At 57.4% G+C, this 14,444-nt stretch carries 17 protein-coding genes and 1 other RNA gene; 11 read left to right on the top strand and 7 right to left on the bottom strand.

Features of this window, described 5'->3' with window-relative positions:
• Positions 1–78 precede the first annotated feature (78 nt).
• The 5 genes from gatC to rnpB all read left to right on the top strand — a co-directional run bounded on the left by gatC (position 79) and on the right by rnpB (position 3,725).
• A complete protein-coding gene (gene gatC, locus AC2TCY_RS14930; protein ID WP_170325838.1) occupies positions 79–366 on the top strand; it encodes an Asp-tRNA(Asn)/Glu-tRNA(Gln) amidotransferase subunit GatC in 288 nt (95 codons plus the stop codon).
• Between the two features lie 3 nt (positions 367–369).
• On the top strand, positions 370–1,857 hold the full coding sequence (gatA, locus tag AC2TCY_RS14925; protein ID WP_480848503.1) for an Asp-tRNA(Asn)/Glu-tRNA(Gln) amidotransferase subunit GatA: 1,488 nt from the start codon (positions 370–372) through the stop codon (positions 1,855–1,857).
• A 41-nt stretch (positions 1,858–1,898) separates the two neighbouring features.
• Entirely contained in the window at positions 1,899–2,612 is a 714-nt protein-coding gene (locus AC2TCY_RS14920; protein WP_480848501.1) for a hypothetical protein, read from the top strand.
• Positions 2,563–3,282, top strand: coding sequence for an N-acetylmuramoyl-L-alanine amidase (locus tag AC2TCY_RS14915; RefSeq protein ID WP_480848721.1), 720 nt, complete (start codon positions 2,563–2,565; stop codon positions 3,280–3,282). The genes AC2TCY_RS14920 and AC2TCY_RS14915 overlap by 50 nt, the downstream gene beginning before the upstream one ends.
• Before the next feature lie 45 nt (positions 3,283–3,327).
• Positions 3,328–3,725, top strand: an RNA gene (rnpB, locus tag AC2TCY_RS14910) — RNase P RNA component class A.
• A 6-nt stretch (positions 3,726–3,731) separates the two neighbouring features.
• On the opposite strand, the gene AC2TCY_RS14905 is transcribed toward rnpB, so the two are convergent.
• The 3 genes from AC2TCY_RS14905 to AC2TCY_RS14895 all read right to left on the bottom strand — a co-directional run bounded on the left by AC2TCY_RS14905 (position 3,732) and on the right by AC2TCY_RS14895 (position 5,626).
• Positions 3,732–4,064 (bottom strand): GYD domain-containing protein, encoded by a 333-nt coding sequence (locus AC2TCY_RS14905; RefSeq protein WP_480848499.1) that lies wholly within the window; start codon positions 4,062–4,064, stop codon positions 3,732–3,734.
• A gap of 70 nt (positions 4,065–4,134) precedes the next feature.
• Positions 4,135–4,977, bottom strand: a complete 843-nt coding sequence (locus tag AC2TCY_RS14900; protein WP_480848497.1) for a DUF2182 domain-containing protein — start codon at positions 4,975–4,977, stop codon at positions 4,135–4,137.
• 13 nt (positions 4,978–4,990) lie between these two features.
• Entirely contained in the window at positions 4,991–5,626 is a 636-nt protein-coding gene (locus tag AC2TCY_RS14895) for a DUF1326 domain-containing protein (RefSeq protein ID WP_480848496.1), read from the bottom strand.
• A 293-nt stretch (positions 5,627–5,919) separates the two neighbouring features.
• Here AC2TCY_RS14895 and rpmG point away from each other — a divergent pair, with 293 nt between their 5' ends.
• Together rpmG and AC2TCY_RS14885 are read left to right on the top strand one after the other, a co-directional pair.
• Positions 5,920–6,087, top strand: a complete 168-nt coding sequence (gene rpmG / locus AC2TCY_RS14890; protein WP_037309480.1) for a 50S ribosomal protein L33 — start codon at positions 5,920–5,922, stop codon at positions 6,085–6,087.
• Between the two features lie 103 nt (positions 6,088–6,190).
• Positions 6,191–6,814, top strand: coding sequence for a hypothetical protein (locus tag AC2TCY_RS14885; protein ID WP_480848494.1), 624 nt, complete (start codon positions 6,191–6,193; stop codon positions 6,812–6,814).
• 198 nt (positions 6,815–7,012) lie between these two features.
• Here AC2TCY_RS14885 and AC2TCY_RS14880 read toward each other — a convergent pair whose 3' ends face one another.
• Together AC2TCY_RS14880 and AC2TCY_RS14875 are read right to left on the bottom strand one after the other, a co-directional pair.
• Entirely contained in the window at positions 7,013–7,750 is a 738-nt protein-coding gene (locus AC2TCY_RS14880; protein ID WP_480848492.1) for a Bax inhibitor-1/YccA family protein, read from the bottom strand.
• A gap of 174 nt (positions 7,751–7,924) precedes the next feature.
• The gene (locus tag AC2TCY_RS14875) at positions 7,925–8,143 is read right to left on the bottom strand and encodes a DUF1127 domain-containing protein (RefSeq protein ID WP_480848490.1); all 219 of its coding nucleotides are present in this window, start codon (positions 8,141–8,143) and stop codon (positions 7,925–7,927) included.
• 127 nt (positions 8,144–8,270) lie between these two features.
• Here AC2TCY_RS14875 and AC2TCY_RS14870 point away from each other — a divergent pair, with 127 nt between their 5' ends.
• Positions 8,271–9,152 carry a LysR family transcriptional regulator gene (locus AC2TCY_RS14870; protein WP_480848488.1) on the top strand — a complete coding sequence of 294 codons (882 nt, stop codon included), beginning with the start codon at positions 8,271–8,273 and terminating at the stop codon, positions 9,150–9,152.
• 5 nt (positions 9,153–9,157) lie between these two features.
• Here AC2TCY_RS14870 and AC2TCY_RS14865 read toward each other — a convergent pair whose 3' ends face one another.
• A complete protein-coding gene (locus tag AC2TCY_RS14865) occupies positions 9,158–10,114 on the bottom strand; it encodes an NADPH:quinone oxidoreductase family protein (RefSeq protein ID WP_480848486.1) in 957 nt (318 codons plus the stop codon).
• Positions 10,115–10,454: 340 nt separating this feature from the next.
• On the opposite strand from AC2TCY_RS14865, the gene AC2TCY_RS14860 reads away from it, so the two are divergent.
• The 3 genes from AC2TCY_RS14860 (at position 10,455) to AC2TCY_RS14850 (ending at position 13,114) form a co-directional block, all read left to right on the top strand.
• Complete coding sequence (locus tag AC2TCY_RS14860; protein ID WP_480848484.1) at positions 10,455–10,826, top strand: helix-turn-helix domain-containing protein; 372 nt, start codon at positions 10,455–10,457, stop codon at positions 10,824–10,826.
• A 46-nt stretch (positions 10,827–10,872) separates the two neighbouring features.
• On the top strand, positions 10,873–11,664 hold the full coding sequence (gene hisN / locus AC2TCY_RS14855) for a histidinol-phosphatase (protein ID WP_480848483.1): 792 nt from the start codon (positions 10,873–10,875) through the stop codon (positions 11,662–11,664).
• A 115-nt stretch (positions 11,665–11,779) separates the two neighbouring features.
• On the top strand, positions 11,780–13,114 hold the full coding sequence (locus AC2TCY_RS14850) for an 8-oxoguanine deaminase (RefSeq protein WP_480848481.1): 1,335 nt from the start codon (positions 11,780–11,782) through the stop codon (positions 13,112–13,114).
• A 7-nt stretch (positions 13,115–13,121) separates the two neighbouring features.
• Here AC2TCY_RS14850 and guaD read toward each other — a convergent pair whose 3' ends face one another.
• Positions 13,122–14,411, bottom strand: a complete 1,290-nt coding sequence (gene guaD, locus AC2TCY_RS14845) for a guanine deaminase (RefSeq protein WP_480848479.1) — start codon at positions 14,409–14,411, stop codon at positions 13,122–13,124.
• Positions 14,412–14,444 lie beyond the last annotated feature (33 nt).

Here is a 14,444-nt window from a genome sequence, read left to right as displayed (position 1 = left end):
AGCAAGACAGTCGCGCAGCGGTCTTGCAGCTGTTGCAGCAGACGGGTAAATGCCCCCTAACGCATATGAGGGAAGCCGATGTCGATTGACCAAAGCACCGCCGCCAAGGTGGCCAAACTGGCCCGGATCAAGGTCGAGGATGACGCGCTACCGGCGCTGGCATCCGAGTTTAACACCATACTTGGGTTCATCGAGCAACTGAACGAAGTCGATGTTGAAGGCGTCGAGCCGATGGTCTCGGTCGAACCCATGCGCCTGAAGCGGCGTGAGGATGTGGTCACTGACGGCAACCAGCAGGACAAGGTTCTGGCCAACGCGCCCGACGCCCGCGAAGGGTTTTTCGCAGTCCCCAAAGTGGTGGAGTAAGACATGAGCGATCTGAACAAACTGGGCCTGGCCGAGGCCCGAGATGCGCTGCGCAAGGGCGATGTGACATCGGTCGAACTGACCGAGTCCTGTCTGAAGGCGATTGATGAAGCCGACGCACTGAACGCCTTTGTCCACAAAACGCCCGAGATCGCATTGGAACGCGCCAAAGCTGCGGACATTCGGATTAAGGGCGGCGAGGCGCCGTCGATGTGTGGTCTGCCGATCGGCATCAAGGATTTGTTCTGCACTAAGGGCGTGCCGTCGCAAGCCGCTTCAAAGATTCTGGAAGGCTTCAAGCCGGAATATGAATCCACAGTGTCTCAGCAACTGGCCGATGCAGGCGCAGTGATGCTGGGCAAGCTGAACATGGACGAATTCGCCATGGGGAGCAGCAACGAGACCTCGGTCTACGGCAATGCTGTCAGCCCTTGGCGGCGCGGTAATGACGATGCTCAACTGACGCCGGGCGGTTCGTCGGGCGGATCGGCTTCTGCAGTGTCCGCTGATCTATGCCTTGCCGCAACCGGCACCGATACCGGCGGCTCGATCCGTCAACCGGCTGCATTTACCGGCATTACCGGCATCAAGCCGACCTATGGCCGCTGCTCGCGCTGGGGCATCGTCGCGTTTGCGTCTTCTCTGGATCAGGCCGGTCCGATGACCAAGAACGTGCGCGACGCGGCCATCATGCTCGAAGCCATGTGTGGGCACGATCCCAAGGATTCGACCAGCACTGAACTGGCTGTTCCAAACTTCGAGGCAATGCTGACCGGCGATATTAAAGGCAAGAAGATCGGAATCCCGAAAGAGTACCGCATGGATGGTATGCCCGCCGAGATCGAAAAGCTCTGGTCCGATGGTGCCGAGATGCTGAAAGCTGCTGGCGCTGAGATCGTCGACATCTCGCTGCCGCACACGAAATACGCCCTGCCTGCGTACTATGTGATTGCTCCGGCCGAAGCGTCCTCGAACCTCGCCCGCTATGACGGTGTGCGCTACGGTCGCCGCGCCCAGCTGGCGCAGGGCGATGGCATAACTGAGATGTACGAAAAGACACGCGCTGAAGGGTTCGGCCACGAAGTCCAGCGCCGCGTTATGATCGGCACCTACGTGCTGTCGGCAGGCTTCTATGATGCTTATTATAACCGTGCGCGCCGGGTGCGGACTCTGATCAAGAAAGACTTTGAAGATGTGTTCGCGACAGGAGTGGACGCCATCCTGACCCCCGCAACACCTTCTGCGTCCTTTGGCTTGGGTGAAATGACCGAAGCGGACCCGGTTCAGATGTATCTGAACGACGTGTTCACCGTGACCGTCAATCTTGCAGGCCTGCCAGGAATTTCGGTACCGGCGGGGCTGGACGCTCAGGGCCTGCCTCTGGGGCTGCAACTGATTGGTCGTCCGTGGGATGAAGGTGATCTGCTCAACACCGCCTATGCTTTGGAAAGCGCCGCCGGGTTTGTGGCCAAGCCCGGTAAATGGTGGTAAGCCTCGGGCAGGCAAGACAACAAGAAAACGGAGCAGCGAAAATGCGCAGAATGCTTCTGATCCCGACCATTGGGTTAATTGCGGCATGTGATACGGTGACGCCTGTTTCGAGCACCGGATTTAACACGCCCGATTATCAGGCTCAGCGTGAGGCGCAGTTGACGGGGCAGGGCTTAACGGGCAACCCGCTGGCACCGCCCCCCGTTATTTCAGAGGAACCGCTATCGGCACAGGGCTCGGGCGGGGCAGTGACGCCTCTGACCGGTGACGATGCAACCGACATCGCCAACCAGACGGCCGCCGCGCTGGCCGGCACCTCAGGTCAGGCGGTGCCCGTAGCCAACGCGTCAGCAGTTAACAGCGCTGGGATTTCGGACGAACAGGATTTCGCCGCTGTCTCGAACCGTCGCACAATTGAATCCGATGCGGCCCGCATTGAACAGAACCGCCAGACCTATGAGGTGGTTGCCCCTACCGCCGTGCCGCAACGGGGTGCCGAGGGTCAGCCAAACATCGTGCAATACGCGCTTAGCACCTCAAACCCGGTTGGCACGCAGCTATACAGCCGTGCGGGATTTAACCTGCAAGCCAAGGCTCAACGGAACTGTGCAAAGTTTGCGTCTCCTGATCAGGCTCAGATCGAGTTCCTGTCAAATGGTGGCCCACAGCGTGACCGAAAAGGGTTGGACCCGGACGGTGATGGGTATGCCTGCGGCTGGGACCCCACCCCCTTCAGAAGCGCTGTCGGCAACTAACCCGTTGCAACCGATCTGGCACCCATCTCCAAATTTCGGCTCGCGCCGTGATGGGCTGACCCCGACCCTCATCGTGCTGCACTACACAGCCATGGACAGCGCCGACGAGGCTCTGGATCGTCTATGCGATCCCACAGCCGAAGTGTCTGCTCACTACCTGATCGGAACTGACGGTACCTTATGGCAATTGGTCAGGGAACAAGACCGGGCCTGGCACGCTGGCGCGGGAGAGTGGCATGGCCAGCGCGACATCAATTCGCGCTCGATCGGCATAGAGCTGGACAACCGAGGCGATCATCCCTTTTCGGCCCCGCAGATGGCGGTTCTGGAAACCCTGCTGAGGGAAGCCATGGCGCGCTGGGCGATAGGCCCGGACGGTGTCATTGGCCATTCCGACATGGCTCCGGGTCGCAAGTCTGACCCCGGTCCACGTTTTGACTGGCAACGGCTGGAACGCCAGAATCTGGCAAAATTGCGGGGAGATGACGAAGGCCAGCAAGATGCGCACTTGGATGAGTTCCGTGTTTTGGCACGCGAGGCTGGATTCACCGCCGAAGTCGATGACGACGCCCTTCTCGGCGCAGTGCGTCTCAGGTATCGCCCGTGGGGAAGCGGGCCGCTGGCACCCGCTGATTTCTCGCCCCTTCGCCGTGCAGGCGTATCAGCCTGATCTACTCTTGACGCCGTTCGACCCAAGGCATACCCACGACCCCGCGCGGAGGGCCGGATGGCCGCTGGGGCACATGCCCGAGAGGAAAGTCCGGACTCCACAAGACAACGGTGCCGGGTAACGCCCGGGCGGGGAAACCCGACGGAAAGCGCCACAGAAATCAGACCGCCCCGGGCTTCGGTCCGAGGTAAGGGTGAAACGGTGGGGTAAGAGCCCACCGCGTCCCTGGCAACAGGGACGGCACGGCAAGCCCCACCGGGAGCAATGCCGAATAGGGTCCCCGCGCGGGCCGGTCGGCGTAAGCCGATACCGCCGCTAGGCACGTCTTGGCCGAGAGGGACCGGGTTGGCAGCTTGAGCCGCGCAGTAATGCGCGGCCTAGAGGAATGGTCATCGAAGGGGGCAACCCCGGAACAGGATCCGGCTTACAGGCCCTCCGCGCATATCCTATTATCCACCTGGCGGCGTGTATGCACCTGTCAGTGCCGCGGCTTTCTCGGTGATGGACACAAATTCTGATGCTGTCCATGCGCGCACGGTTTCGATTTTGGATACCGCACCCGAGGCCGCGACTGCCATCCCCACGGCAACCGCATCGGTGCCGTCCGGTGCTTCGCTGATGACAACAACGTCATTGCTTCCAGTCGTGATATAAAACGCCAATAGCTTTCCGCCGACCCCTTCAAGTAGCGCCTTGACCGGACCAGTTCGATCTTCGGGTTTCTTCAGCATCCCCTTGACACCAGTGTGCGAATAAGACGCGTATGTAATGAAAACAGGCATTTCCAACTCCTTTTAAGAAGGTTCAATCGGGGCCCGAAATTCGGCCGACCCCGCGGCCGGAATGGGTGCTTCAGCCGGTTGCAAAAATCGCCTGTGCGATCAGCCAGACACCCATGACAGTCAGTGCCGCGCCAGTGACAGGGGCCAACCAACCCGCCCTCGGCAACAGTTTTTCCACCGCAACGTAAATCGCTATCCCTGCAATCCAATAGAGGTTCATGACACCGCCCACGAACAGCAGCAGCATCAACGCCCAGCAACACCCCAGGCAAAACACACCGTGCGAGGCTCCAACGCGAAATGCGCCCATCGGTCCATGGCTGTTGTGTTCTGCAAGGAATTGAGCAGGGCTTCGGCAGTGACGCAGGCAAGCTGACTTCAGACTGGACAGTTGATAAAACCCGGCCGCCAGCAACAAAAAGCCAGCAAACCCCTTTGATCGAATCGTCATCATCGGGCCATCTGAAAGGCCGGAGTGCTCCAGCCCCCATTGCGCGACCGTGGCGAAAGCGCTGAACACAGCCCAGGCGACCAGATAGCCGGACAGAAAGAGCAAACTGTAGAATGCCGTGCGATCTTTTTCGGGGCCCATCCGCTTGAGCGCAACGTAAAGCAACACCATTGGTGCGGCACTGGGGGTCATCATGGCGATCATCATGATCCACCACATGAGGAATAAAAGGACGGCATAGCCCGCGTCCCAGGAAATACCATCCTCCATCTGCATCGGGTGTCCGATCGGGCCAGCCATCCGGGTCATCTCGACTGCGGACATGTTCATGCCGATACCGGTGATCGTGTACCATGATGCGGCCAGAACGATCAGTAGAACGCAGCCTAGTACTATGGCGCTGTCCTGACGCAACAACCGTTCGACCGCCCCGGGACGGGGAGAAGCAGGGTGATGGATCATCGGATCATTCCGATCAAGCGCCGAGCACGCCGTGGCCAGATATGTTCAGATGGGCCAGATGAGCGTGGGTCGCGTCAAAGGTCAGGCTGATCGCGCCACCGGTAGTCTTCGCCGTTCCTGAGGCCGACTCGGCATGGCGATACTCAAACCCGTTTGGCAGTTGAATTGAAGCCCGATGCGGCGCGCCCGAGACGATGTGCGCGATTGGATTGACCTCGAGGTCGAAAACACCTGGAACTTTGGCGAAGCCTGAGCGCTCCTCCCGACTCCAGTTCAATTCGATGGGCAAATAGAGTGTTTCGTGCTTGGTCGGGGCCATTGCGCTGTAGACGTACCACATGGTCGCCATTTCATCGGTGTCCTCGCCAGTCATGATGGCTTGCAAGGCGGCTCTTTGGTCTTTGGTGGCGCTTTCATCGATGATCAACTGCATCTCGCCGTTGCCTTCGTGAATTGGGCCAGGCCAATAGTAGACTCCGGCCGCGCGCAGGCCGGCCAGATCCGTGTCTCCGTATTTTCCGCTTTCAATGTCAAAAACCACAACCGCTTCGCAGTTGCCATGTGTAGGAAGTACGCTGAATTGGCACGGGCACCCGTAATTGCAATTGCAATTCGCCAACTCTTCGCCCTGAATCGTCCATTCTGTCATGAGATCCCCCCGGAAATGTCGTGCAATGAATTCCTGCTAAGACAGGGTATTGCCTGTTTCCGGTGCCTCTTGCGTCGAGCCTGGCTTTAGCTTCTTTGTGTCGTGACTGCGTGGCAAGCTATCACAAACCCGTGATCATTCCAAATCCCATCCGGGACGCGCCGGAACGGGGGCGGGGATTTATGATCCGGTGCGGCGGATTCCTGTTGACTCGGCTGCGCGAGAGGGTAAAAGCGCACGCTCATAGGAATTCAACCGAAAGGCCCCTGCCTTTTCGGACGCAGGAGATAACCATGGCGAAGCCGACGACAATCAAGATCCGTCTGAACTCGACCGCGGGCACGGGCCACTTCTACGTGACCAAGAAAAACGCTCGCACCATGACCGAGAAAATGACCATTCGTAAGTACGACCCGGTCGTTCGGAAACATGTCGAGTACAAGGAAGGCAAGATTAAGTAATCTGCCGTACAGCTTGGACAAATTCAAAAGGACTCTGCCCAAGGCAGGGTCCTTTTTACGTGCGCTGATCAAGTGCACGATCATCTGAAGAATAAACTCCGCGTTGATCCAGCCGTTGCAGAGGCGCATCAGCCATTCGGGTAATCTGAACAAGGGCGGCTTGCTTTTTCGTGTGGCGTACCGCTACGCTTCAGCTAACCGTTCCAAAATGTTGACCGTCATGAAAAAAATCTTATTGCCCACACTGGCCATACTGACCCTTGCCGCATGTGAAGACCCGTACAATCGCGAAGGTATCGGTTTCACTGGAATTGACGGCGAGCCGCGTACTATTTCCGATGTTAAAGGTGCGGCGGCGTTTGTCCCCGAGGCTACCAACGTGCCAGCGGAACTTGCCGAATTGCCCACCATTCAGATTGCATCCGACCAGGTTGAGAAGGAAAAACTGGCTGGAGTTGCCATTAACAACGGTGGTCAATCCGTAGCCAATGCAGTGCAATTGACCGGGAGTGATACGGAATTGTATCTGAGCACGGTCAGCGTGAACGGGACGCTGTACGGAGTGCTACGCACAAAAAATAACAGCACCAAGATCGACAATTCCATTGGTTCGATCTTTGGGTCTGAAACGGAGCGTTTCACCGGGTGCCTGCCCGCAGGGGATGTATATGGCAAAGGATCGTCTTCGCGCAGTGCGGGCTTTGCAGTGCCGCTGAATTGCAGCTGAAGAATAATACCGATACGTAAAGGTTAACCCCCGTCGCTTTGGCGGGGGTTTCTTTTTTGACGACAATCAGTGGCTGAGCTTAGCGGTCGATGCCAGCAACCTTTATAATCGATGGTACCGTTCGCGGCAGTTCGAGACGTAACAAAAAAGGGCGGGCCACACTGGGCCCGCCCTTTAAAGACCAAAAGTTGATCCGCGTTATTCGCGGTTGCCCAACAGTTGCAGCAAGAACATGAACATGTTGATGAAGTCCAGATACAGGTTCAGCGCTCCCATGATGGCAGCTTTACCCAGCCACTCCTGATCGCCCGCATGGGCCATCTGCAGATAGGTCGTCTTGATCTTCTGCGTGTCATAAGCGGTCAGACCGGCAAAGATCAGAACGCCCAGAATGGACACGGCAAACATGATCGCAGGCGACTGCAGGAACAGGTTGATGACCATCGCGACGATCAGACCGATCACACCCATCATCAGGAACGTGCCCATACCGGACAGGTCCTTCTTGGTGACGTAACCGTATAGCGACAGACCAGCGAACGCGATCGAAGTGACCAGGAACACCTGCGCGATCGAAATGCCAGTGAAGGCCACGAAAATCCAGCTCATGGACAAGCCCATGACAGCCGCGAACGCGTAGAAGAACAGTTGCGCACCGGCAGCCGAAAGACGGTTAATCGCGGCGCCGAAACCGAACACCATAGCCAGAGGAGCGAACATCACGATCCATCCCAGAATGTTGGGGCTCAGCGTGATGGGGTCACGAAACACTGACAACAGCTGATCGTTGCTGCCCACGGCCCAGGCCACGGCAAAAGTAATCAGCATGCCGACGGACATTGTGCCGTAGACTTTGTTCATATGGGCGCGCAGGCCCTCATCAATCTCGGCAGCGCGCGCGCCGGCCGCCGTCCGGATCGTGTCAAATTGTGCCATATAAGGGTCTCCCTTCAATTTCCTTTGCTCAGCCCGCGAAAGCAGGCCAGCTTCCCAGCAAATATCGGAGAGAGTGGCCTGTCTTTCAAGGGTTTTAGGCCCAATTCTCAGCAAAACTGTCAACAAATCTGGCGGCTTTTTTGATCAAGCCGCCAAATCGATGCCCAACGTCAATCAATACAGGTGCTTGCACCAATGTTTTGGTGCGTCCCAGATTGGTCGTGCGGCCTCAACATTCGCTTCGGCGCGGGTGATGCCGATATCTTCGAGTGCGCGATCATCGAGCCTAGACAGTGTACGGCGTTGTTTGGCCAGGCTCAGCAGACGCCAGATTTTGCTACCTTGACCAGACCGTGACAGTCCGAGTGGATTTGTGATTGCAATTTGGGTCATAATCTTTGCCCTTTCGTGGTTATGTGATGAAGTTGGTGGTTAAGATCAAACTTCTTGATCTATATGGCGCATCATGACATATTTGAAAAATGAATGTTTATGAAGACTCCCATAAGGAATCTTGAAGATGCGAAACTTGGATATCACCACCTTACGATCGTTTGTGGCCGTCGCGGATCATGGCGGTGTCACGCGCGCTGCCGGTTTCCTTCATCTGACCCAGTCGGCGGTTTCGATGCAGCTCAAGCGGTTGGAGGAACTGTTGGACCTTGATTTGTTGGACCGCAGTGGCCGGACTATTGCGCTGACCGCATCAGGAGAGCAGTTGCTGGCCTATGCTCGGCGAATGATCGCACTGAACGATGAGGTGATTTCCAAACTGACGGATCAGGCGTTTGAAGGTGAGGTCGTTTTGGGAGTGCCCCACGACATCGTCTATCCGGCAATTCCGCGCGTGTTGCAGCGGTTCAATGCGGATTTCCCACGCGTTCGCGTGCAGCTGGTGTCCTCGTATTCCTTGCAGCTGAAAGACATGTTCAAGCGTGGTGAATGCGACTTGATTCTCACGACCGAAGCATCAGGCGGAGAGGGTGCGGAGACCGTAGCCGAATTGCCCCTGAGATGGATCGGTGCTCCGGGAGGGTCCGCGTGGCGCAAGCGCCCGATCCCACTGGCATTGGGGCGCCGGTGCCTGTTTCGACCGCAGGTGATATCCGCGCTGGATGAGGCTGGTATCCCGTGGGAGCTGTCTGTTGAAACCGAAAACGATAGAACGATTGAGGCAACGGTCAGTGCTGATCTAGCCGTCCACGCTATGCTGGATGGAACAGAGGCGGCTCATCTGGAACAGATCGACTCGGGCGGGACTCTGCCCGAGCTACCTGCGCATATGATTAATTTGTATGGTGCCGACAAAGCGCGAGATTCAGTGGTCGACGCGCTGGCGTCTCTGGTTCGGCAGAACTTCCGATTGGTGGGGAGAACCCCACTCAAAGCTGTCGTCGGCTGAAACGGTCAGGGCGCAATTACGATCTTGCCGGTCGATTTGCGCTCTTTCAACAATTGCATGCCCTGTTCGACTTCACGCAAAGGCAGAAGATGGCTGATATGCGGTTTGATCCGCCCTTCGACGCGCCAGCGGAATAGGGTGGCAAAGCTGTCGTGAATGACCTTTGGTCTGAATTTCAGGTAGCCACCGAAATAAACGCCAATCACAGTCAGATTTTTGACCAGCAGATGGTTTGCCGGGATCTGCGGAACGTCCCCACCGGCAAAGCCGATCGGCAGCAGACGCCCTTCCGGGTTCGTGGCACGGAAGGCCGCCTTGAAGACATCCCCGCCAATTGCATCGTAGACCACATCGGCCCCTCCCAGCGCGAGCACGCGCTCGCGCAAGTCCTCACTGGCGTCGACAAGATAATCGGCGCCCGCTTTTTGGGCGACAGCCAGTTTCTCTGGCCCGCGTGCCTGTGCGATGACTGTCGCGCCCATCAGTTTTCCCAGCTCTACCGCAGTCAGCCCGACACCACCTGCGGCACCTGTCACCAAGAGGGTTTCGCCGGGCTGCAGTTGCGCACGATGGTGCAGGGCAATGTGGCCGGTGCCATAGGCGATTTGAATCGCGGCGGCGTCTTCATAACTCACAGAGTCGGGCAGCGGAAAAACCCGGTCAGTGTCAAAGACGCCAAATTCGGCCAATCCGCCTTGTCCTGAGAAGACCCCGACCCTGTCTCCGGGTTTCAAGCCTTCAACGCCGCTTCCGACCACATCAATAATTCCTGCGATTTCCATGCCGAGGGTGAACGGAGGCTCGGGCGTTTCCTGATACGTGCCCTTCTGCATCAGCAAATCTGCAAAGTTCAGGCCGCAGGCCCGAATAGCCACCCGGACCTGTCCTTCGGCTGGATCGGGTACTTTTGTGTCGCAAAGCTCTGCTTTGGATCCCTTGGAATTTACGCGATAGGCCAGCATGTTCGCTCTCCGGTTTTTGGCGCATTGACGGGGGCGAACAAGTGATTGTCAATTGCTAACGTAAGTGTTGTGAAGCAGGCTGCTGTAAACATCCATCTCAGTTTCATCAATTGCAACAACTGAAACTGGTTTTGGTGGGCTACAACCGGAAACAACTATTCGTGGTTTTGAATTCAACCCGCTTGAAAAAAAATCTGAAAGCGGCAATATTGGTGCGTAGTGCCGTTCGGGGGGTACATTCCGGATTAGGAAGTTCTTAAGCAGCGACCCGCTAGTTTCGCGGTGATAGCTGCTGTCGGTTTTTTCCGAACGGTTGTTTGAGTTATAGAGGAGAATACCAATGACCCATCACGTCGATGTCCATGTGGGCAAGCGCGTCCGGCATCGCCGCTGGCTGATTGGCATGACCCAGCAGCAGCTGGCGCAGCAAGTTGGTATCAAATTTCAACAAATTCAAAAGTATGAAACGGGTGCCAACCGTATCAGCGCTTCACGTCTTTGGGACATTGCCGAGGCATTGGAAGTTCCTGTCAGCTTTTTCTTTGAAGGACTTGAAGAGGTTCAGAAGGACGATGCTGAAAAGACATCGGTGCCTGCTGACTTGATGGGGGATAAAGAGGCATTGGATCTGGTACGTTCCTATTACTCGATCCCGGAGAACCAGCGCCGCCGTCTTTTCGAACTGGCTCGTGTTCTGAGTGAAGTCGCCTGAAACGACTGTCTTGACATTGGGGGTGATGCCGTCGCACGGGTAGCGCATGCGACACACTCCTCTTAGCGATTTAGAAGTTGCCGAAGAAATGGCCGACGCGGCGCGTGCGGCCATTCTTCCCTATTTCCGTCAATCTGGCCTGAAAGCCGACAACAAATTGGACGCGGGATTCGATCCCGTCACCATCGCCGACCGCGACGCTGAAAAGGCGATGCGTGCGGTCTTGGCCAAGCACCGGCCCGAAGACGGCATTTTGGGCGAAGAATTCGGTCAGACCGAGGGCACCAGCGGCCGGACGTGGGTGCTTGATCCGATTGACGGAACTCGTGGTTTTATCAGTGGCACACCAACCTGGGGTGTTCTTATTGCTTTGGGAGCGGAAAACGGCCCCTTTTTGGGTGTAATTGACCAACCGTATATCGCCGAACGATTTGTCGGTTTTGACGGACAGGCTTTTGTCAACGGCCCGATGGGTAAGGCCAGCCTGAAGACCCGCGCGACACGGTCTTTGGATCAGGCGATTATATTCACCACCTTTCCCGAAGTGGGCACTACGGCTGAGGGCGAAGCGTTTCGAGCCGTATCGAGGCACACCAAGCTTACGCGATATGGGATGGATTGCTATGCCTACGCACTACTGGCGGCTGGGCAGGTCGATCTGGTGATCGAAGCGGGATTGAACGCTTATGACGTCCAGGCACCTATCGCGGTCATCCATGCTGCCGGAGGGATCGTGACCGACTGGCAGGGTAATCCGGCCCATGACGGTGGAAGGGTCTTGGCCGCAGCCAACCCCCAGATTCACGCCGCAGCTTTGGAGATTTTGCGCACCTATTGACCCCGGTTGCCGCGCAAGGCGGCAACGTTTATCATCGCTACGGCTGGTTCTTGAGCCCGTTTTCCACCAGTCGACACTCCTTTGCATGAGGCGGGCAAATGCAGGAGTGCATGATATGCCTGAAATTTTGATCCGAAACGCCGACTCGATTTTGACGATGGACGATGCCCGGCAAGAATTGGGCGGCGCAGACCTTTTGATTCGCGATGGTCAAATTGCGCAGCTCGGCCATGGGCTGGCGACCGAAGGCGAGGTCCACGATGCCTCTGGATGTATCGTCACACCAGGGTTGGTCAACACCCATCACCATCTCTATCAGACCCTGACCCGAGCGGTCCCGGGCGGGCAGGATGCCTTGCTGTTCGGTTGGCTCAAAACGCTCTACCCGATCTGGTCTCGGTTCGGGCCCGAGGAAATGTTCATCTCGGCACAGATCGGCCTGGCCGAGCTGGCCCTGTCGGGGTGCACGCTCAGTTCTGACCATCTGTACCTGTATCCCAACGGCGCGCGCCTTGACGACACGATTGCTGCAGCGGCAGAATTAGGGCTGCGGTTTCATCCCACACGTGGCGCGATGAGCATTGGAGAAAGCAACGGAGGATTGCCGCCGGACAGCTTGGTCGAGGCCGAAGGCGCCATCATCGAAGACATGATCCGGGTCGTTGATACCTTTCATGACCCGTCTGAGGGCGCAATGTGTCGGGTGGGCCTTGCGCCGTGCTCTCCGTTCTCTGTCACTCGCGATTTGATGCGGGAAGCGGCCTTGTTGGCGCGGGACAAGGGCGTCATGTTGCACACGCATCTGGCGGAAAATGACGAGGACATAGCCTATTCTCAGGCGCAGTTTGGTTGTCGCCCAGGTCAATACGCCGAGGAATTGGGATGGACCGGGGACGACGTTTGGCATGCCCATTGCGTGAAACTGGACGGGGCCGAGATTGACTTGTTTGCCAGAACAGGCACGGGCGTGGCCCATTGCCCCTGCTCGAATTGTCGCCTCGGATCCGGGATCGCCCCGGTTCGGGCAATGCGCGACGCGGGCGTGACGGTTGGTTTGGGGGTTGACGGATCTGCCAGCAACGACACCGGCAATTTGATGGCCGAGGCGCGTCAGACCATGTTGTTGCAGCGTGTCGAAAATGGTGCGGATGCTATGTCCGCCCGCGAGGCGCTTGAAATCGCAACCCGAGGTGGCGCGGACGTTCTGAACCGGTCCGATTGCGGACGCCTAATGCCGGGGAAACGAGCAGATATCGCAATCTGGGAAACAATTGGCATCGAAAGCGCAGGCAGTTGGGACCCAGCCGCACTGTTGCTGGCTGGGCCGTCTCGGGTCAAACACCTGTTTGTTGATGGTCGCCAAATCGTTCGCGATGGTCAGATATCGACGCTTGATCTGCCGCGCGTGATCGAACGGCAAAATCAACTGGCGCGAGCGTTGCAGGAGTAAAGGAGCTTCAGCGCGTGGTCGATTTTCCCGCGATCCACACATCGGCGACGGCTCGGTCGTCGCCCATCATGATGGTAGGGAAGATCGCTTCCCAAAGGTCGTCTGCATTGGCCTCGCGCTGAGCAATGGCTGGTGTGGACGCAAGGTCCAATACGACCAGGTCTGCTTCCATCCCTTGCGCCAAATTGCCGATGCACTCATCCATCCGTAGCGTTCTGGCCGATCCGACTGTCGCCAGCCACAGCAATTGTGCCGGGTGCAGCGGGTGGCCGCGCAACTGGCCGATCTCGTAGGCTGCCGCCATTGTGCGCAACATCGAAAAGCTCGACCCGCCGCCTGTGTCGGTGGCCAAACCAACCCGATGCCCGTCCCGGACCAGGCCGTTCATGTCAAACAGGCCCGAACCAATGAAGGTATTCGATGTCGGGCAATGGATCAGCGCGGCGTCCACCTCGCGCAGCCGGTCCCGTTCGCGTGGCTCCAGATGGATACTGTGGCCGTAAAGACCGCGCCCGCCCAACAGGCCGAAGGTTTCATATGTATCAAGATAATCCCGCGCATCCGGGAACAGGGACTTAGCCCATTCGATTTCATCGGTCTGCTCGCTCAGGTGAGTTTGCATCAGGCATTCAGGGTTTTCAGCCCACAATGCGCCCATGGCTTCCAGCTGTTCTGGTGTGGAAGTGGGTGAAAACCGCGGCGTGATCGCGTAAGAAATCCGATCGATCCCATGCCACTTGTGTAGCAGCGCCTTGGATTGATCATAACCAGTCTGTGCGGTGTCCCGAAGCCCTTCAGGCGCGTTGCGGTCCATACAGGTTTTTCCTGCCACCACACGTTGGCCACGGTTTTGGGCAGCCGTGAAAAAGGCATCCACACTTTCGGGATGGATGGTGCAGAAACTGCACATAGTTGTTGTGCCATACGCGGTTGTCAGGTCCAGGTAACGGTTGGCAATCTCTGATGCGTATTCCGGCGCGCTAAATTTCATCTCTTCCGGGAAAGTGTAGGTGTTCAGCCAGTCAATAAGGCGCTTTCCCCAGCTGGCGATCATGGCTGTCTGCGGATAGTGGACATGCGGGTCGATGAACCCGGCCATGATCAGGTGGTCGCCATAATCCTTTACATGTGCTTCCGGATGCGCCGCGAATAGGTCCGCAGCCGAGCCCAAAGCCGCAATTTGCGCGTCCTCGATCAGGACCGCTTCGTGAATTCTGGTTGCGTCAATTGGCTCACCTTCAAATGGTGATCCGGTGAAAGTCAGCACGCGACCTTTCAACAGCGTCTTTTGCGCCATGTGTCCTGTTCTCCGCCCTTTTTGAAACGTCCT

It is taken from the genome of Ruegeria sp. HKCCD7181 (genome assembly GCF_057221055.1).
This window is presented reverse-complemented; position numbering and strand designations above follow the sequence as displayed.